Genomic DNA, 18,854 nt, shown 5'->3' with positions numbered 1-18,854 from the left:
GGCTGGTCTTTGCCGCAAAAAAAGGGAGGTCCGCTGAAAATCGTCAATTGATCAGCGCTTCCCTAGTGCGACCACGCGTTCTTGAAGCCCAGGCTGCGGACCGTCTGGCTGTCTTTCATTCCGAGGTGGCGCGCAGGCTGAGTGAACACTCGCAAAAGGCTCTAGCGGAGATGCTGGCAGAACTTCCTAGCTGAGATAACGGCCTTCGCAGGAGTCTCCTTGAGCGATGGGTCCGCGTCGGGTCGGTTGCGGACGCTACAATAGGACTGCTATCGGCCAAAAGCGGTCACATCTAAGGAGCGGCTGCCTTTAGTATTGCGGGGGTGGAATTGCGAGCTTTAAACTAATTTAAGTGGATAAAATGCCAAATACTCAACTTTGGATTGAGCCTCTCGGCAACGTCATTGTGGCCCGACTGAGAGGCGAATTAACCGAAGGCATGCTTGAAGAAACACACGAGCGGGTAGTCCAACTGCTTCAGGATACCGGTTACACACGCGTACTCTATGACGGATTGGAAATGGAGTCGCATAACGTCGAGCTTGCACTGATGCAAGAAAAACTCGACAACAGAACAAGGCAACTATTCCAAGATCGACCTCTCCGTAAAGCGATTTTGGTTCCGAATACACGACTGGCTTACTTAGCGCGGATCGCCTTCGGCCAATTTGGTGAGGGGGAATACCGCGTTTTCTATAACGACCTTACGCAAGCCTTGCACTGGCTTGAGGAGTGAACGGGCGGTCCGCTTTGGGTCTATTCCGTTGAAAAACTCGCAGGCAAATGCGGTCCTGATTGAGTACAGGAAAGAATCGCGGCGTAGTCAACGCTGTGTTCGCTCAACTCATCGCTAATTCGGCTTCTCGCTTCGGCATGAACAGTTTTTTGGCCATTCGCCGAAGATTTTGTGCCGTTGCCGCTAAAAGAAACTCATCATGGGCGCCGCTCGGACCACGCAAGCGTAATTGGCCGAGTTTAAGGATGCGTTTGAGGTGGGCAAACAGCATCTCTACTTTCTTTCGCTCCCGGCGCGACACGCGATAAGCCTCGGTTTTGCCGATGGCACGAGCGATATCGCGTGCAGGTTCCTGCGGACTGCGGTCGATTTTTCGGGCGACCATGTTGGGGCAGCACTTTGGTTTCAACTCGCAAACCTGGCAGTCGTACACACTGGCCCGATACCGCAACGGCGTTTTCGCCTGGGCGGACCGGGGCGGCCTGAGATGCTTGCCGGCAGGGCAAACATACTGGTTGTTTTCGACGTCGAAGATGAAATCGGAACGGCTGAACGTGCCGTCGTGATGCTCGGATTTGTCCCAGACTGGAACGTGCGGCACGATTCCTTTTTCATCAACGAGCCAGCCCAACATTGCGGCGACACCGTAGTTCGTATCGCCCACCAGGCGCTGCGGTTTAATCGCAAACTTTTCCTCGACACGGTCGATCATGATTTTGGTCGCCTCGACTTCGGCCATTTTGTTTACGGCCGATGCCTCGACGTCGACGATTAGTCCCGCTTTCAAATCGATCAGGTAGTTTGTTGAGTAAGCAAAAATAGCCGGGCCGGCAGCGGCAGTCCAGGTCGATGCCGGATCGGTGAGCGATATTCTTTTCGGAACCGGAGGTATTGGATTTGCCTGCTCTAACGCGGTCAAATATTCACGCACCGGTCGGCTTGCCTGCTCTGCATCACCCCAGTCGATACCGACATCTCCTGGGCAAGAGCGGTGACGCTGGGCGTCAGCCTTGATCATGCTGGCATCGGTCGCAAAACCTTCACCCTGCACCAGGCCTTCGGCCATGCAGCGTCGAAGCACCGAATCGAACAGCTGGCGAAAAGCGTCGTGATCTCGGAAACGGCCATGCCGATTCTTCGAAAAGCTCGAGTGATCCGGCACCTTGTCTTTCAGGCCGAGACGACAGAACCAGCGATACGCGAGGTTCATGCCGACTTCTTCGCATAGCCGGCGTTCCGACCGGATTCCGTAGCAGTAGCCGATGATGAGCATGCGGGCCATCAGCTCGGGATCGATCGACGGCCGGCCGGTATGGCTGTAGGAACCAGCGAGATTCGAGCGAAATTCGCTGAGGTCGAGGTAGCGGTCCACCGCTCTCAACAAGTGGTCTCCGGGAACATATTCGTCTAGACTGACCGAAACGAATAGCTCGCGCTTCGTTGCCTGGCGTCCCATCATCGCGGCCTCCATCGTCATGACCTGTTAGACAGCGACAGGTCAGCGAGATCGCGAACTCAAGCGGACTTTTTCAACGCAATAGGCCGTAAGCGGAAGCACCGTACCCTGTGTGCTTACATCGCCCAAGACTCTCCTTCCTCGAAGGCTTCGTTGTAGGCATGTGCCAGCAAGTAGGCACGGCGCGCTGCAGCTGGCATCGCCGAAGCGGACATCATCAGCCAGTGCGCGCGCCGCTCTTCGGTCAGCGCATTCCACCAAGTCATACCCTGGTGCGGATCATCGTCCAGAATAGGGAATACTCCACCGCCCGCCTCCTGTCCGTCTTCGAGTAACGTTAGCTTCCAGCCGTCTCCGATGTCTGCTGGCCGCGCGTGAATTTCGTACGTGCGCTTCATAGCGTTTTCCTTATTGGACGGCGGGGATTGGCTTCACGATGCGCATCACGCTGGCGCGTGAGACGTCGTAATCCCTGGACAGAGCGCTAATCGACTCGCCAGCTTTGAACCGGGCAACCATCTTCGCGCGCTGTTCGTCCGTAGTAAGGGCCGGACGGCCCAAGGTCTTTCCCTCCGCTTTCGCCCGGGCCAGGCCGGACTGGGTGCGCTCGACCAGCAGATCGCGCTCCATCTCGGCCATTGCCGCAAGCATGGTCAGCATCAGCTTGCCGGCCGATGAGGTCAGATCCAGCTTCCCGAGCTGCAGGACGATGACCTCGATGCGGCGCGCGGCCAGCATCTTGATCGTGGCACCGATGTCTTGGGCATCGCGGCCGAGGCGGTCGAGCTTCGACACCACTAGGGTCTCGCCGTCGCGGATCTCGTCGAGCAGGATCCGGAACTGGGCTCGATGCAGCGCCGGCACCTTGCCGCTTACACCTTCGTCCGCAAACCAGTAGGAGACGTTGTAGCCGGCGCGCTCCAGCTCGAGTCGTTGATTCTCGCGTTGCTGCTCTTTGGTGCTTACCCGGCCGTATCCAAAAACCGCCATTTTGACTCTCCGCCCTCGTTCGTTGGTGTTCGCTGATGTTCAATAACATGCAGTTTACATGTGAACATGTTCAAAAATCAATTGCATATTTTATGAACAGTTGGGGAGTGTCACTGCAGGCCCGTTCAAAAACGGTCTATTTTGAACATAGCGGCTCCACGCTGCGGGTTCGACCTGCGAAAGCCGCTGACCGGATGCGATCGCGAAGACCGCTTCGGGAAGATAGCCACGGATCAGGCCATCACGACTGGAGATGCACAACACGCCAAAAGGGCGCCGCCAGCGACCATACATGATAAGCATGACAGCGCCGAGCCCGTGCTTGACTAGCACCAAGAACAAGCGACCCAAGGCGTTTAGTGCTCCAAGCCCACCCGAACCACAAACACATGGGGTCATAGCTGCTTTCGCAAAAAGCTCTTCAATTGGCAAAAGACGAGACCACGTCAACAGTAGTGATATATACTGAGCGGCGCTGCTTTGGAACTATCTGCTGGATAATATTCGTGGAGCTTTCGAATGGATATTTGCGATGACGGCTTAACCTCCGTGAATGCAATAGAAGCTTCAATCGCTCTCTCCTCGCTGCGCGAAAACGTATTCCAGCAATGGACTTCCCGTGTTACTGCGGCCATCCCAGAGGCAGCGGAGCTCAGGGAAAAGGTCGTGACGAGCGCGTTGCAGAGATTTTTCGATGAAATTATTGATACTCTAAGAAAGACGCCGCATCTGTCCAATGAAACGTCACAGGCCAGCGTAATCTCCCTGCATGCTCGAGACCGCGCCAACTCGACGGCGTACGGACCTAGAGAGTTGCTGCACGAGCTTCAGTTGTTTCGGCAGAGCTTGTTCGAGACTGCCGATGCCAGTGGCTTGCAGCTGGCACAACAAGATAGAGCAATAATTGCGCGCACTGTCGACGCGGGCGCTCTTGAGGCAATGGATGCTTTTGCGCTGGCTCACCGCGAGATCGGTGAAACATTTATTGCTTGCCTTGCACATGACCTTAGAAATCCGCTCAATGTCGCTAACGCAAGCGCGCAGCTGATTCAGGTCAAGTCTATCGACGACAATGTCCTCCGGCTCGCCCGTCGCGTCTGTGCGAAGCTCATCAATGTGGACGAAATGATCGGGACACTCCTAGATGCCATGGCCGTCAATGGACGCAAAAAACTCCGATTGAAGATTACCTCTTTCGACATGAAGTCACTTGTTGACGAAATTGCTGCTGACATGTCACTGCCAGACCATCCCATCATCAGCACAGGCGAGGCGTCAGTCGGTTTCTGGTGCCGAAGTTCGATGAAAAGAGTTTTTGAGAATCTTCTGTCGAACGCGCAAAAATATGGGGCACCACGGGCGCCGATCAAAGTCCATACTGAGAAATCGCCTGGAGGGCTCGTCCTTAGCATACACAACGATGGTCCCGTCATACCAGAGAATGAGATGCATCGCCTGTTTAGCGCCTTCCATCGGCTGGCAGACATAGATATCAAAGGATGGGGGCTGGGTCTTCCCCTTGTTCAACTGGTGGTCGAAAGTCATGGAGGCACTGTAGTCGTTTCAAGCACCGCGTCCGTAGGAACAACGTTCACGATACAACTTCCAATCGACTGTCAAGCTTGTTCTTCTGATTCTTCGGGAAAAAGCTGAGTATCGGAGCTGTTGCGCCACCTGCTGGCCTCCAAACTGTTCGAACACGTTCTACCTGCTCCGGGCTACCGTGCTGCCAACGCGACAGAGCCGTAAAGACTGGACTGTCGGAGGCACCAGGACCTTCAACGTCATTTCGTAGATAGCTCTGCTGTAGTAGTCTTTCTAGCGTTTCGCTGCCTTACGGTGGACAGAGTGGTGCCCGCAGACGCCTCCTGCATTCGCCGCGGTACCTATTGCAGCTCCGAGACGCTAGCGCTTGCACCTGCCGCTACTTTTTCTTGAAGACCTTGTCAACCAAGTTTTCCGCCTTGGCCTGCGCCTTACGGTCAGCTTCGGCCTGCTCGGCCGGGCTGATGGCCGCCCCGTTGCAGCGCGCCGCCGCATGCCGGAATAGCTTGCCGCACTCGGCTGCGCGCCGCTTGGCCTCGTCCCATCCCTGCGTTTCACCGTAGAAGCGGATCACATCTGGCCAGGCATCCTCGGCCTTGCCGAAATAAGCCAGGCCCAATTCCATGACATTCTTCGCGGCGGGCGTGCCGGAGGACGCTTTAAGCCCCAATGCGCGCACCGTATAAAGCTTCCACGCGCGGTCCTGCTCGGAGCGGAAGTTCGCTTCGAAGATCAGGCCCGGATCGATCACGCGCCGGCTCTGCGTCCCAGGCTGCTGCCCGAGCACGGTGTAAAGCGCAAACAACGGCACTGCGTGGGTGGCGGTCGGTTCGGCCGTTGCCCGCCTGGCGGCGGCGAGCGAGGCTGGATCGCTTGGCGCACCCAGCGCCCTGAACGCTAGTTCGTAGTTTGCCAGGATGGCCGCGGTGCGCTTTTCTTTACGCGCTGCCAATAACGGGGCGACGACCGGATTGGCGTCACCTTGGGCTGCCGGAGCGGCATCTACGGCGCGAGCGAGGGTGTCGATCCGTTCGGTAATATCCGGATGGTCGCTGCGTAGCTTGCCCATTGTCTGCTCGAGCTTAAAGCCCCAGTTTTGCAGCGTGGCGCCGATTGCGCCCTGCACTTCGCCAGTGGTCTGAGCAACGCGCAACTGGACGGCGTCGGGCGCCCTGCCCCCGCCAGCCGACTTCTGCGCCTTTGCCATGGCGTCGGCCCGTATGGCAGCGAGCAATTTTTCCTGCCTGCGTACGTCGCGTTCGCGGTTGCTGTCTTCCCAACTGGCGATACGTTCGAGGAAAGCCTTCAGACCGTGTTCGTAGGAATAGCGCATCTTAAGCGAGACATTCAGCCCAAAGCTGTCGGCTGCGCTCTCCTGCGTGCGGCTATAAACAGTCGTGGCCAGCCCTTTGCCGAGCGAATACGCTGCCATCAGGCTGTCGAGCTGGTTCCAGCCCGCGACCTGACCAGTCTTCTTTGCGAGCGCAACACCAATCCCGACGGTTCCAGCGGCCATGTCTGCTCCTTCGATCGCGCCTTCAAGCTGGTGATAGTGTAGGTAGACATGCCCGAACTCGTGGCTGAGTAGTGCAACGAGCTCATCTTCGCTTTCGACCGAAGTCAGCCATGGAAGCGAGACATAGATATTGCCGGCGGCGGTGGCGTAGGCCTCAAGCGATTCGTTAGCTACGACCTGTACCCCGCCTGGCCATGCCGGCACGCCCGCTTGGGTCTTAATACGAGCGTACAGACCGTTCAGGTAGCGCTGTAGCTCGGGTGCGTGGACCAGACCAAAGCCGCGAGCTCGCTGATTCAGCACGTCCTGAGCTGCATCGGGCCAGATTCGGGGCTGCGGCGGCTCCAAGGGGCCGAGCGGGTTCAGAGGAGCGGCCGGCGCGGACCCAGCGAACGGAAGCGCAGGCAAGCCGCTTGGTACTGTGGTGCAGCCGGCCAACAGGCCCAAGCCAAACACTGCGGTCAGCATGCGGTAACCCAGCGCGCGGCGCGTGTGCTTAATTCGGCTTGCTGCAGGCATCATCGCTCGCTCCCGGCGTGGATGCGGTCTGGCCGCGGGAAGCGAGGGTCGCCAGCGCGCCGCAGTTTGCGGTGCTACTACGGCTCACACGCACTTTGGCGCTACGGATCCAGTAGGGCTGACCACCGATATCGACTTTCAAGAAGCCGCCCTGGCGCGCCTGCACCGGCAGCGGCAGGCCTGCTTCGGCCACCTTGATCTGGCGCGGCTGCAGGGACGCGTCGGGTGCCTGATAAAGGTCCAAGCTCGTGCTGCTTTCGGGGCTGGGGGCGACGATCGCCTGCTGCGCCAGCGCGGCGCCGCCGGAAAACGCGATACAGAGCAGGAGCGTGAGCTTGCCGATGTTCATGTGCGTCCTTTCAAAGGGTAGTTGTGACTGGGATCGGCCGAGCTTCGGGATCGGGTGTCACTTCGGATTCCAGTGTTTCCTTGCCGAGGACATACCAGCGCAACCGCGCGAGGTAGTCGACTGCTTCGGCGAACAAGGTCATACCGATCAACTCGACGACTGGGAGCATCCCGGCCCGGAACACGGTTTGAAGCAATGCAATGAGTAAGGCGGCGCTGACGAACTGCAGGGTCAGCCGAGTAGCCCAAGCGAGCGCCCCAAGCAGCGCGAGCCCGGTGCGGCCGCGCAGGGTTGCCTCGTCGGTCCCGGTGCGGAGCCAGCGTGGGCCCGCCTGGCGGCTCGCTAGCGCCTGCCAGCGCTTACCCGCCGTCACCTTGGCGAGCAGCCATGACCACAGCCAATGTACGGCCAACACGGCCAGCACCGTCAGCAAACCCGGCCAGGACAGAGTCGTGAGCCCCTCAATGTTCCATTCCTGATTGAGCTTGTAGCGTGCGCCATAGCTCAGCAGATTGTCGAGCGCCATGGCGTGGTAGTGCACACCCGGGACCAGGCCGTGCACTGGAGACCTGGCGAAATCGTTGTGGCCGGGGATATTCGCTCCCACCATGACATATCGGTCCTTCAACGCTGCAGCGAGCTGGTTGTCGGGTAAGGCACCGACCTGTTCCATCGACAGCGTGTGATGATAGGGGCACAGAGGCGGCGGCGGCTCGGCGAACTGAAAGAACACGCCTGGGGTCAGGTTGCGCGCCAACGAGCGGCCGGGTGCACAGCCCCGGTCGCGATCGGCAATCGGCGCGTTGCCCGCCGCGTTCTCGCCCCAGACAAGCGCCATCGGCACGGACTCCTCGCCAAGCTCGATTCGCGCCGAGTCCTGGGCAATCGCCATTGCCGCGCTACGGTAAGCCGGCTGTGCCGGCGCCACGGACAAACCAGACTTCCACCCCGCCGTTTCCAAGTGCCTGGTCAGCGGATAGGTCCAAGCGTAGCCGTCCAGGGGGTCGGGCGTGTAGTCCGCCCCGACCATGGTAAAGCAGGACCCGAGCCCCTCGCGTACTGCCAGCTTCCCAGTGACCGCGTCTGGCAGCGCCGCCACGAACACCGGGACGTGCAAAGTATCCCGCAGTGTACAGAAGGCCTCTTTCAATGCCAGCAGCGTCGGGTCCTCGCGCTCCTGGCCAAAAGTAATGTCGAGGAAGATTGCCTTAGGGCGTGCGCCCGGTTGGCCCGCAAGGCGCAACAACCAATCAGCATGGTCTTGGTAGCTGATCGGCCATGCACTCTGATAAGCGCGTAGAAACTGCTCGTCGTAGAGCACGACCGCTACCTGGTCCCGCGCGTCGCCGGGATAGCCGATCTGGGCCGTCACGGCGGCTTGACCGGCACCCATGAAGCGGGTTAGTACCATGCCGCTGGCGTTGAGCTTGTCTCCTAGGTAGAGCATGCCAAACGAGACTAGTACGAGAATGACAAAGGCCCAAACAAACGTTGGCAACGGATAACGTGGCGGCCGACGCTCCTCATTACTGAGCCGAAGCGCGTCGACTAGGGCAACGCGCAAAACCGAGAAAGAGAATCGGTAAGTCATGCGATAGGAGATGTTATCAATAAGTGTTATTTGACTAACAAGTGTACAGACAATCTTGCCAAAGTAAAAGTTTTTATTGATAAGCAAAAGCTGGTTACCCAGGTGCACCCTGGACTGATACCGTCGCTGGCCATCCCGGGGTTGTCCCTTGGTAAATGCGCAAAGCGCACGTATATAGTCGAGCGTTTCAAGCAAAAGACGGTGGTCGAATTAGGAAACCCATCAACATGGCTAGTACGGCTGCTTTTCGAGTCTTCTAAGGTGCACGACGGTAAATCAGCTCAGTTTGGTACGGCCGTTGGGGATCCCAGCGAGGCATTGTCGGCAGTTAAGCCCAGCAGAAGAACATGGATGTCTCGCTCTGGTTGCCTGCGGGTAGTTGCAGTGACGCCGAGAAGGTGACGGATTTGCCCCGGCTGGAGCGAGGTGGCTTGGGCCATGTGAACCTCTGAACAGGATTGGTTGGAATCGGATTCAGATAGAGTCGTGGGTAAACTCATTTTCCAGCATAGCATGGCTTGAATGCTGCGGTCCTCGGAAAAGTGATAGCGCGTTGATCGACGATCATCGAAGGAGCGTATCATTTCCAAAACCTGTTTTACTTCTTGTGTGCTACGGCGCTCATCCTTAGTAGAAACCTGAAGTCGTGAACACGCTTCAAGAGCCTGTCCATAGTAGAATCGCTCGTGGAATTTTGTCACAAGCAACCCAACAAAGAAGGAAGAATATGGCCAAGGTGGATCTGTCGGACTACAACCTGAGTGAACTTAAAGGTTTGCAAGTTGAAATTGAAAAAGAAATTAAGAATCGCCAGCAGCAAGAAGTAACAAAAGCGCGTGAACAGATCCTGGCTATTGCTCAGGGTTTGGGTGTTTCGGTAGAAGAGCTGCTTACGAATAATGGCGGAAAATCGAAGGGCACTGGCAAAAAGGTGGAGGCGCAGTACCGAAACCCAGCTGATAATGCTAAGACGTGGACTGGCCGTGGCCGGCAGCCGAGGTGGATTGCTGATGGATTAGCTGGCGGTAAGACGCTAGACGATTTCAGAATTTAACCGATTTTCACGGTAACGTTAGGAGGCACATCGCTGCGCTTTTGAGGGGCCGAGTGCTGCTAGGTGCGAAGCAAGGATATCCACATTTTCTGTGGATATCCTTGCTTAAAAGGATGCATGAGCTAGCGTTCATGCGGATCTTGGGCCATTGCCTAAAAAATAGGCAGGAAGCGCACCAGCGTTTTATTCAAAGACGTGTAGATGGTATTAACAATTACCATCTAAGAAGAGTGCCCACCCGGGTGACAAGCTAGACCATCTACCCGGTTCGTGCTGTCGAACATGCCCTGCCTTTCGAAGAAACATTACTTTCGCCGTCGTTCCGACAGCGCGCTGTTCTTGAACCAAAGCGCCCAGGCAGGAACTCTTTGGATTACCGCTTGCGAACGGCCGGCATATTGGCAGCATAACGATGGAAAGCTGCTAGCGGATCTCTGGGGCAAGGCCGTGCGGCATGAAGCATGCTGGATCGCCACCAGGGACTCCCAACCCGAGAGCACCGAAACCCTTAGTTCGAGCGAAGAAATCGGGTGCGTTACATCGACGCCAGGAGCCTGTCGTCCCGCGCTGTCTGGATTGAGACCTGGATGTCGATCCCCGCATCTGTCGGCGAATGCGCGTTTCGTCAGCAACCGGCTAATGCGGGGCATGCAACAGGCATCGTCGTCAAGGTCAACGCTGGACGAAATCGAGCGTGATTTTCAGTCTCACGATATCGTGCTGGTATGCGCCGCGATATTCATGCTGTTGCACCATGGCCGCGTCAAGGCCGCGGCCCTGCGCGAACGGGCACTCGACTCTAGACTATTTTTCGGCGTGTGTGGCGATGAGCAAGTCGCAAAGTAAAGCTGGTACCGATCGCGCGGATCCGAGTAGATGGCCGACCATGGCCTTGCTGATGCTTACCGATCGCCAGCGAGAGTTGTTTCGCGCTCGAGAGGAAGCGGTAAGACGCTTCCCGAACTGAACTACGCTGTCATAGATACTCGGAAAGATCTTCACTATCATAGACAGCGAACGGTCCCCGGCCATCATTTGTCGTCACCCAAAAAGGCGCAGCAGTGAAGTCGAAGTTTTTGCTAGGGTCATCGTTATCCCAGTCCTTCTGCTCACAGATCATGTTTTCCGCGCAACTTAAGTACACGCCAGCAGAAAGTTCGACATATTCGATGGTCAAAGCTTCAGCAAGTTTTGGGGAGTTGTATCTTTTCATATGGCATCCTGGTTGGCTCAGCTAGCAACAATTCTGTCTGAGGTAGTTGACGATCGTTATTAGATTACCCAACTATTTCACGTCATAACAGACGCTAGTACGTAGAAAAGGTACTCCGTTTTCGTCTGTTGACTTTAACGTCACCACCTGATCTAATCCCGGCTCACCTTTAATCAACTCACCTGTCGTGATACCGTCTTCTTCCATAATCGGTAAGAAAACCTTTTCCGTATTTTACTTCCTTTCGTTTATGTTTGTGTGCCACATGAAACAACTATACGACAATCATAGTGAAATAATTTCCAACCATTGCAGAACTTACTTCTTTAACGTATATTCAGATCCGCGCTTTTTTTCAACAGCCGGATCGATTTCGGTTCCTTCTGCTTCACTTCCATTTAATGCCGACATAATCGCGTTAAATTTCATCGCGACTGAATTCGCGACGTCCAGGTTCTTCTGCTTTATCCACATATAAATATCGCCAACAAGCTTTCGCATAGCAACTACTGCGCTCTCCAAGGCGAAAATCTTGTTTTTGTGGACGACAAGTTCCTTCTCTAAAGATTGAACTTTGCGAGTTACGGACTCTAGTTTTGCTTTTAACTTTTCCTTTTCGAGCTCCATTTCCTTAAATGTATTTAGAACCTGAGATGGTGTGCCCTCAATAAATCTTATAATGCGCTGCTCGCGAACTGCCAATTCCTGCTTGGCGGTTAGGACGATCCTTGATTTCTCAATTAGTCGTTTGCTCTCCTCCTCTGCTTCCAGTCTCAGGCGCTCGCTCTCTGCGAGTTCACACTCGATGGCTTCTTGACGGCGATCGAACTCTTCCTCACGATGGGCCTTTTCGTCTGCTGCATCGAAAAGCTGTGTGTAGAAATCCTCTTTTAATGCACGCTCCTCAATCTCACGCTGGTTCTCGAAGCGCGCAAGGTCAAACTGGCGCAGACGTATCTTCTCGTTCTCCTCATCAATCCGATTTTGCTTCTCAGCCGCCTCCATCAGCGAGTCCTCAGCGATTTTCTTCTGCCGCTTCGACTCAGCCATACGCAACCTGAGCATCGTTTCGTCGCGGGTCCAGCGCTCGCGGCGTGGGCCAGTCCTCAGCAGTCCGAACTTCTTGGAGATCTTGTCGTGGATCATGTCCTGCCAGTCTACGAGGGCCTGTGCTCCCATCGCTTTACGCGCACCCGTCGCATACTTTTTTCCATACTTGTCGACTTTCTTTTTCTTTTCGTCGTCAGTGGAATTCGCCCTTTTCCGCTCACCTTTATCTGCGGCATATGCTTTATCGATCACTCCGAAGTCTTCACCGTCGAGCGCCACAATCCAGAAATGATAATGAAGGGCTCCCCCTTGGTTCTCCGTTATTTCGTCATAATGGGCGACAACGCTTCGGAGTCGCTCACCATATATCTCTTTTAGCTTTTCAACTCCGTAAGTGAGAAATTCATTGAATTCTTCGACTGGACGGTGCGGAGGCCAACTAATTACCCCAGCAACCATGCTAGGAGTATCGGGCCGCATTTTCCTCCCATTTGCTTGCTTCACCGTGGTCAACCAGTGCTTTGCTAGCTCCTCCACTTCCAGAGGATCGCATCCATACGCGACAGTCGGCGGCTGGGGTTCCAGTACATGAGGAAAATGTTTTTTCCAGTCTTTTGGCTGGCGGGCCGCTTCACGCAAAATATCGGCAACAGACCAAGCGCTTCCTGAGCGGGTTTTGCCGTAATCTGCGTGGTGATGCCCCATGCGTCTATTCTTTACACTTGGCGACAATGAGAAGCGCTCGTATCGCGCGAACTGAAAACCTTGACTAATTGGGCGTTCCGTCATTCCTTCATCCATTTTCTATCTCCCATCATTACCAGAGCCACCTAATTCAAATGCAATTATTTATCGCCTTTTGTTGTAACAATATCATATTGAATATCATTAATTCACCGTATGGGGTTTTTGCCGCTTATTTTGAATTGTGAGGTATGAGTAACCGACTCTTACCTCTCTGCAAGAGGTGTCGGTTCACTAGCGTGGGATATGTGCTTCGCTTACGAGGGCACAGTGCTTCGCACGGCCTGCCAGGAGGCTAAGCGCAATCACTCTTGAATTAGATTTCGCGCTTGGCGCCGTTCCTCTACTATGCGTGGAGAACTCTTCCGAGGGAGTTTTTTTTAAACAGACGCGCCGTGGTCGTCCTAGCGGGAAAGACATTTAGTTCGCGGTGTCTTTATCGCACTGGAGTTTCACCGGCTTTGCACCGACACGCACCGGACGTTGGATCTGGTCGGCGTGTGTGTAATTTCAGCACTGCCATCACACTCGCTCCGCACTTCGATCGCTCTATCACGATAAATCCCGGTGCGTTTATCTCCCCGGCGTCTCACTTCGCGTACGTAATCCAGCTAGCAACGTCCCTTCTGATATAGCCCACTGATTCACCACACACAGTTGTTGCGGTATCCTTACAGAAAGGAATACGACTGTGAATATGACGAGGAACAACCAAACCATCGAAGTAGTGACGGTGTCAGGGGAGTGGCGCCGTCGCTGGTCAGTGCAGGAAAGGCTTCGCTGGTCAAGGAAACATATGAGCCGGGTATGAACGGGTCGCTGGTCGCTCGCAAGCACGGCATCAGTGCTAGCCAGTTGTTCAATTGGCGCAAGCTCGAGCGCGAAGGAGCGTTGGTAGCTGTACAGTCCGAGGAATCGGTAGTGCCAGCGAGTGACTTGACTGCGGCACGCGCCCAGATCGCACAACTGCAGCGAATGCTCGGCAAGAAGACGATGGAAGCGGAAATCCTGCGCGAAGCGGTCGAGGTAGCGCGCGAGAAAAGTGGATTGAGCGCTCGCCCTTATTGGACAAGGACGGCCAGTGAAGCCGGTCTACGCTGTCCTCGGTGTGGCGCGCTCGAACGTTATTGATCGCCTTGCGCGTCTGCAGATTGGGTCGACGGCCGCACGTTGGCTAAGCTTGATCCGGTCGCTGACGCGATGATCGCCGACTCCGTACGTGCTGAGATCACTGCACTGCGGACTTACAGCTACCGGCGTGCTGGCGCCCTGGTAAACCGCACGCACAGGCTGATGGGCCTGCAACCTGTAAACCTTAAGCGCATGCATCGCGTGACGAAGGCAGATGGTTTGCTGCTGCCGAGGTCGCTCAAGCGCCGGGATAGTGGCCTTGCTCATGATGGCAAGGTAGCGGTCGAGCAATCGAACCAACGCTGGTGTTCGGATGGCTTCGAGATCGCCTGCGACAACGGCGGCGTCGTGACGGGCATCTTCATGAAGGACGGCTGCGACCGCGAGATCACCGCCTGGCGTACCTGGATCGGCCGCAGGTCGCCCGGCGAATCGGTACGCGACATGATGATTGAAGCGGTAGAGGCACGCTTTGGAAGCACGGACGAGCGGCAACTACCCTGGAATTCTTGGGCGACAACGGCGTCACTTTCCGGGCAATCGAGACGCACGCCTTGGCCCATGAACTGGGCATCAAGCCGGTGCACACGCCTGTCAACAGCCCGCAATCGAAAGACATGGCCGAGAGCTTCGTGACCACGTTTAAAGGCGATTACGTCCGCTGCATGGACCGCAGCAACGGCACCGTCGTGCTGGCCCAGCTGCCCGGCGCAGTCAGGCATTTCAACGAGGTGCATCCTCACTCGGCGCTGGGCTATAAATCGCCACGCCTGTTTAGGAAAGAGCGACCACGTCAGGCTTTGCAAACTGACGCTAACTAAGCATCATGCTGTGTCCGGGAATAGCGGCGCATGAGGTCCGTCACCTAAGTGGCGCTGATAATGAAGTCGATCACGCCGTTACCAGACTCGCCCGTGATTATGTAACCATAATCCTAGACCATTGGATTGCGGCTTAGGTAAGCGGGGTCAACATCACGCCGCGCTCTCCCATCATTTCCCTGATGTGCCGGTGGCTCAGCGAGTCAGCAACTTAACCAGATGCAGAGCAGGATAACGTCAATCGAAAAACGCCTTCCTTTGAAGCTGAGCATTTCAGTTCGACACTTGCCCCGGATCCACAACCCCAAGCATCTGGCCTACTGATAAACGCAAAAAAATCAAATCATCGACCATAATTTTCACGCCTTTTGCGATCACAACGATGTGCTCACGTACTTTGCTCAGCTCGACCAAATGGCGTTAAACGACTCGCGTTTTTAATGGATCTGGAAGCTGATAAGTTCGTCGAGGCGACCGCCCGAGAAATTAATAACTGACATCGTTGAATCCTTTTGTTCGTAACAAATAACATTAACTATTATGCAAGCAGTCCTGTTCCGCTAGCACGTTGCGACGTTAGCTATGACTACATCAGGATACCCGGTCAACTGACAAATGTCTTGGCACGTCGCATTTGCATTCTCGCCTGTTCTTTCGATTACCGCAATAGGACGACGCAGTTGAAATTTTTGCAACACGTAACTAAATCGTCGCATTCCGACATTAACGATTTGCTGTGCCAATTTTTTACGACTGGTTCCTCGCGCGTTTAAAAACAGCTTGAGTTTTTATTGTAAACCTTAAGATCTTGTTTACGTATCATGTAAGCATTTGATTATAAACGATTTTTCCTTCCCTAATGTGCCATGGTTAGAGACCAAATGTGCCATGGTTAGAGAGGTTCGGTGCCATGGTTAGAGAGCTAATGTGCCATCGTTAGTGAGATGTGCCGTCGTTAGAGATTTCGGTGCCATCGTTAGAGAGCTTTTGTGGATAACTTTCGGCGATCCAAAAAGATCGGACATATTCCATATAATTCATCGACTTAGGTTAGCTCAAGCGAAAGTTATCCACAATTTGCGTTCTCTAACGATGGCACATTTGTCTCTAACGATGGCACCGAATTCTCTAACCATGGCACGCAATTTTGCTGACTCAGCGCTATTCCATTGTTGAACCAGCAATAAAGAAGCAATATTGTGCGTCGTTTCTGACACAATTGGATGAAATCGAATTCACATTATTGCAATTAGCGCAGTTTATAAAGGGCCTAATAGAACGTCGGTTGTGTTGCGTTTACGCGACACAACAGCATGTTAAAGGCATTTTGCTACTTTATAGCGGATAGATTTCTGCGATCCAAGTAGTCCATGGCAGCGTGGGACGAAAGAAAACACTAACCGATTACTGCGCAAGACTCCCCCGACGGCATAAACTTGGGGGAGAACTCGCAGAGTGAACTCAACGTCATTGCGCACAAGCTGAACACACGTACCAGGAAAACTCGTGCTTATCTGGCGCCGATCGATGAAGTTGCCGAACCGTTGCGCTGACCGGTTAAACCTGCCAGCGCCTTTTTTAGATGTGGCGCTGCGCTTTGACTTTTGCCAGCTCACGAGGCATACGCTCATACTCCTGGGTCGACGCTTTTTTCGCCCGCTAGTGAACTCAGCGCTCAAGTCGGCGTCTCTGCACCAGCGTCCTAGCAAATTGGTGCCAATGCCCAAGCCTCGCGCAATCGCTGCCTTACTTGCATCAGGCTGGCCTACCAGCTTGACCGCCTCGCGCTTGAGCTCATCTGAAAACAACTATCTTTCACGTGCCATGTAATATCTCCAATGGGGACATCATACCTATCGAAAGTGTCCGAGCTGGTAAGGGAAGGCCATGTCGACGTACCATGTGCAAAGATGGTTGGTTTGATCTGCTCGACATGCTATGCGAACGCCTCCAGTTCCGGACAGATCGCAATCAGGCACCGCAGGTTGTGATTTCTCAGGTAAAGGAAAAGGGAGGTGAGCTCGCTTTTTATTGTCACGGAGGCGATCAGGAGTAGAACGGGATGATCACGATGGCTGAGGCCATGTCCGCCGGTATCTGCGAATGCTGTGGGAGGCCGGTGACGATTTTGGCAAGTGGGGAGCCTTCTTTGACACGCTGCGAAGAACACGCATCGGCAGGAGCAGTCGTTGCGCTTGAGCAACGACTATAATAGACTATAGAGGACTATAATCGACTGTAATGGCTATCGGATCATGCGTGGATCGGGTCCTTTCCCAACGAAGAAGCGCATCAGCTGACGCATCACTACAGCCTGTGACTCGCCTGTAGCCTCTACAGCGGCCTCAAACGCCACACGCAGCTCTTCATCAACCCGTACAGTTACGACCGCCTTCTCGGCCTTTTTGTTCACTTTGCGGTCACTGCCGTGATAGCAAAGGAGCCCCTTCCCAACACGTACCAGGTGCTCCACTGAGCTATGCCGGTACGTCGACACGAGCTCTAGCTTTTGTCCATCAATTTGCTCAGTGACGACCATTCCGAAGACCTCTGATGGTGAACATAAGCGGTCATATGCTATCTCTGCAAAGAGCGTGCGGCCTTGCAAACGATGGCAGAACGTCAGCAGTGTCCCTGTAGTGGGGTTGATGCGATAGTTCATGCCCTTCCTGAGCAGCCCCACCTGTACGAGCCTCTGCACTTCCAAATCGGGAAAAGTGGCCGTAGAACCCATGAAACCCCTCTCAGTCAGTGCGTTATGCGCTTGTAGACATACTCATAGACGTCGTCTGGCGCTCCAGGGAACTCGTTGTCCATGAGTTCAATGTAAGAGTTTGCTATCAGCTCGGCGAAATCAGGTTCACTGAAATATTTTTCGAGCAAAGAGCTGTGCTTCCCGGCTAGCGCATGAATCACGCTCAGTGCGTAGGTGCCGTCCGTGCACCGAAAGACAGTAGCGAAGAGGAAGTCGCCTTTAACCCGAAGGTGTGGTGGGGACATGAGCTCCACCGGCTTAGGCACATCATCGTCCAGGCAATGATCATGCATCTCGTACGATTCAGGATCGATGGCATAGTTCCGTTCGTTAGACAGGAGTACCTCACCCTCGTCTAGCACACGGGGCACTACGACAAAGAAACGATATGCAGCTTCTGCAATGTCGAAAGCCTGTGCGATATACGGAAAACTCTTTTGCCACTTATCTTCTTTGTACTTTACTTCAAGAAGAAAGTCTGCATCCGCAGTAATCGTGTACCCGAAATCGCTTTCCCTGACGTTGCACTCATACTGCTCAAAGGTACCCTCAAGGACGGCGTCCATTAAAAAACGCCTCTCCGTCTCATAACGAAAATTCTCATCGTAAGAATAAATCCTCTGCGACGGGAAGTCGTCCGATAATTCATCCAGAAATTCTTCACGCGCCATAGCATCCTCTGCAAAGATTAACAATATAGCCATCTTAACGCTGCAGCGCGTCCGAAAAAAGCAGATCTTTAAGAATTTTGATTTAGCGTACTTTTCGCAGCCAGCCACGGAATCCGTGCTTTAAAGCTCGCGCGTCATGCAATGCGTGATGCTCCGGCTGCTTATGCCGCACATGCCACTCATATTGCTTTAATTTGTTGACGTAGCTAGAGCCTAGGTTACGGAACACAGTTCCGCTAGGAAAATCCGCATCAAATACTTGCTCCAGCATCTTACGATCATACTCAGAGTCATAGCAGAGAACGATCGACCCAGGCTTCCTGACTTCCGCGATCCATGACAGAAGATGCACGCGAAGCTCTTCGAGGGAGTATTTTTTCTCGGAATTCAGAAGCGGCAGCACGGTCGACCGTACGAAGTCACTACACTCTTCAACAACGTGCTCAACTTCCGCATAAAATTCTTCACCACTGTCGGCGGCTATCCCAATACTGATCAACTTCGGATTAGAAAAGCCCGTGAACTCGGTATCGACGAAAAGATGTTGCGCCAAAGTAACACTCCTTGTCCGTAATTTTGAAACCCTGATGGGTAGTGCACTACCCTTTTTCCTATAAATGTCCCTCGCACTACCCTTTTATGATCTCCAAGCTGGGACCGACTTGCAAGCGAAAACAAAATTATCTTCATCTTCAGACTTGTGAAGGAATTTT

17 protein-coding genes and 1 pseudogene are annotated in these 18,854 nt (G+C 54.3%); 6 read left to right on the top strand and 12 right to left on the bottom strand.

Annotation, left to right across the window (positions count from 1 at the left end; translation table 11 throughout):
- Both ACFPOU_RS17020 and ACFPOU_RS17015 read left to right on the top strand, forming a co-directional pair.
- Window positions 1-194: hypothetical protein (locus ACFPOU_RS17020; protein ID WP_379723777.1), on the top strand; the 194-nt coding region annotated here is incomplete at its 5' end.
- A 167-nt stretch (window positions 195-361) separates the two neighbouring features.
- A complete protein-coding gene (locus ACFPOU_RS17015) occupies window positions 362-736 on the top strand; it encodes a SpoIIAA family protein (protein WP_379723774.1) in 375 nt (124 codons plus the stop codon).
- A gap of 103 nt (window positions 737-839) precedes the next feature.
- On the opposite strand, the gene ACFPOU_RS17010 is transcribed toward ACFPOU_RS17015, so the two are convergent.
- The 3 genes from ACFPOU_RS17010 to ACFPOU_RS17000 form a co-directional block, all read right to left on the bottom strand.
- Complete coding sequence (locus ACFPOU_RS17010; protein ID WP_379723771.1) at window positions 840-2,195, bottom strand: transposase; 1,356 nt, start codon at window positions 2,193-2,195, stop codon at window positions 840-842.
- A gap of 113 nt (window positions 2,196-2,308) precedes the next feature.
- A complete protein-coding gene (locus ACFPOU_RS17005; protein ID WP_379723768.1) occupies window positions 2,309-2,590 on the bottom strand; it encodes a hypothetical protein in 282 nt (93 codons plus the stop codon).
- 10 nt (window positions 2,591-2,600) lie between these two features.
- Window positions 2,601-3,182 (bottom strand): recombinase family protein, encoded by a 582-nt coding sequence (locus ACFPOU_RS17000; protein WP_379723765.1) that lies wholly within the window; start codon window positions 3,180-3,182, stop codon window positions 2,601-2,603.
- A 519-nt stretch (window positions 3,183-3,701) separates the two neighbouring features.
- On the opposite strand from ACFPOU_RS17000, the gene ACFPOU_RS16995 reads away from it, so the two are divergent.
- The gene (locus ACFPOU_RS16995; RefSeq protein ID WP_379723762.1) at window positions 3,702-4,835 is read left to right on the top strand and encodes a sensor histidine kinase; all 1,134 of its coding nucleotides are present in this window, start codon (window positions 3,702-3,704) and stop codon (window positions 4,833-4,835) included.
- A gap of 271 nt (window positions 4,836-5,106) precedes the next feature.
- Here the strand turns inward: ACFPOU_RS16995 and ACFPOU_RS16990 are convergent, their stop codons facing one another.
- Genes ACFPOU_RS16990 through ACFPOU_RS16980 form a run of 3 tightly spaced genes read right to left on the bottom strand, consistent with a single transcriptional unit; the run spans window position 5,107 to window position 8,897 of the window.
- Window positions 5,107-6,765, bottom strand: coding sequence for a M48 family metalloprotease (locus ACFPOU_RS16990; RefSeq protein ID WP_379723759.1), 1,659 nt, complete (start codon window positions 6,763-6,765; stop codon window positions 5,107-5,109).
- Window positions 6,740-7,111 carry a hypothetical protein gene (locus tag ACFPOU_RS16985; RefSeq protein ID WP_379723756.1) on the bottom strand — a complete coding sequence of 124 codons (372 nt, stop codon included), beginning with the start codon at window positions 7,109-7,111 and terminating at the stop codon, window positions 6,740-6,742. Before ACFPOU_RS16985 ends, ACFPOU_RS16990 begins: the two co-directional genes overlap by 26 nt.
- A gap of 10 nt (window positions 7,112-7,121) precedes the next feature.
- Entirely contained in the window at window positions 7,122-8,897 is a 1,776-nt protein-coding gene (locus ACFPOU_RS16980; RefSeq protein ID WP_379723753.1) for a CHASE2 domain-containing protein, read from the bottom strand.
- A gap of 451 nt (window positions 8,898-9,348) precedes the next feature.
- Here ACFPOU_RS16980 and ACFPOU_RS16975 point away from each other — a divergent pair, with 451 nt between their 5' ends.
- Together ACFPOU_RS16975 and ACFPOU_RS16970 are read left to right on the top strand one after the other, a co-directional pair.
- Entirely contained in the window at window positions 9,349-9,756 is a 408-nt protein-coding gene (locus tag ACFPOU_RS16975; RefSeq protein WP_379723750.1) for an H-NS histone family protein, read from the top strand.
- Window positions 9,757-10,404: 648 nt separating this feature from the next.
- On the top strand, window positions 10,405-10,602 hold the full coding sequence (locus ACFPOU_RS16970) for a hypothetical protein (protein ID WP_379723747.1): 198 nt from the start codon (window positions 10,405-10,407) through the stop codon (window positions 10,600-10,602).
- Between the two features lie 130 nt (window positions 10,603-10,732).
- Here the strand turns inward: ACFPOU_RS16970 and ACFPOU_RS16965 are convergent, their stop codons facing one another.
- On the bottom strand, window positions 10,733-10,969 hold the full coding sequence (locus ACFPOU_RS16965; protein WP_379723744.1) for a hypothetical protein: 237 nt from the start codon (window positions 10,967-10,969) through the stop codon (window positions 10,733-10,735).
- A gap of 318 nt (window positions 10,970-11,287) precedes the next feature.
- Window positions 11,288-12,820, bottom strand: a complete 1,533-nt coding sequence (locus tag ACFPOU_RS16960; protein WP_379723741.1) for a hypothetical protein — start codon at window positions 12,818-12,820, stop codon at window positions 11,288-11,290.
- Window positions 12,821-13,460: 640 nt separating this feature from the next.
- On the opposite strand from ACFPOU_RS16960, the pseudogene ACFPOU_RS16955 reads away from it, so the two are divergent.
- Window positions 13,461-14,715, top strand: a pseudogene (locus ACFPOU_RS16955) (IS3 family transposase).
- A gap of 1,316 nt (window positions 14,716-16,031) precedes the next feature.
- Here the strand turns inward: ACFPOU_RS16955 and ACFPOU_RS16950 are convergent.
- The 4 genes from ACFPOU_RS16950 to ACFPOU_RS16935 all read right to left on the bottom strand — a co-directional run bounded on the left by ACFPOU_RS16950 (window position 16,032) and on the right by ACFPOU_RS16935 (window position 18,694).
- Complete coding sequence (locus tag ACFPOU_RS16950; protein WP_379723738.1) at window positions 16,032-16,523, bottom strand: transposase; 492 nt, start codon at window positions 16,521-16,523, stop codon at window positions 16,032-16,034.
- A gap of 437 nt (window positions 16,524-16,960) precedes the next feature.
- A complete protein-coding gene (locus ACFPOU_RS16945; RefSeq protein WP_379723735.1) occupies window positions 16,961-17,377 on the bottom strand; it encodes a hypothetical protein in 417 nt (138 codons plus the stop codon).
- An 86-nt stretch (window positions 17,378-17,463) separates the two neighbouring features.
- Window positions 17,464-18,174, bottom strand: coding sequence for a hypothetical protein (locus tag ACFPOU_RS16940; RefSeq protein ID WP_379723733.1), 711 nt, complete (start codon window positions 18,172-18,174; stop codon window positions 17,464-17,466).
- Window positions 18,175-18,223: 49 nt separating this feature from the next.
- A complete protein-coding gene (locus tag ACFPOU_RS16935; protein ID WP_379723730.1) occupies window positions 18,224-18,694 on the bottom strand; it encodes a 3'-5' exoribonuclease domain-containing protein in 471 nt (156 codons plus the stop codon).
- Window positions 18,695-18,854: the final 160 nt, after the last annotated feature.

The organism is Massilia jejuensis (assembly GCF_042656795.1).
Classification (GTDB): Bacteria; Pseudomonadota; Gammaproteobacteria; order Burkholderiales; family Burkholderiaceae_D; genus Telluria; species Telluria jejuensis.
Note: the sequence above shows the minus strand (reverse complement) of the source record. Positions and strands in the feature narration are given on the sequence as shown.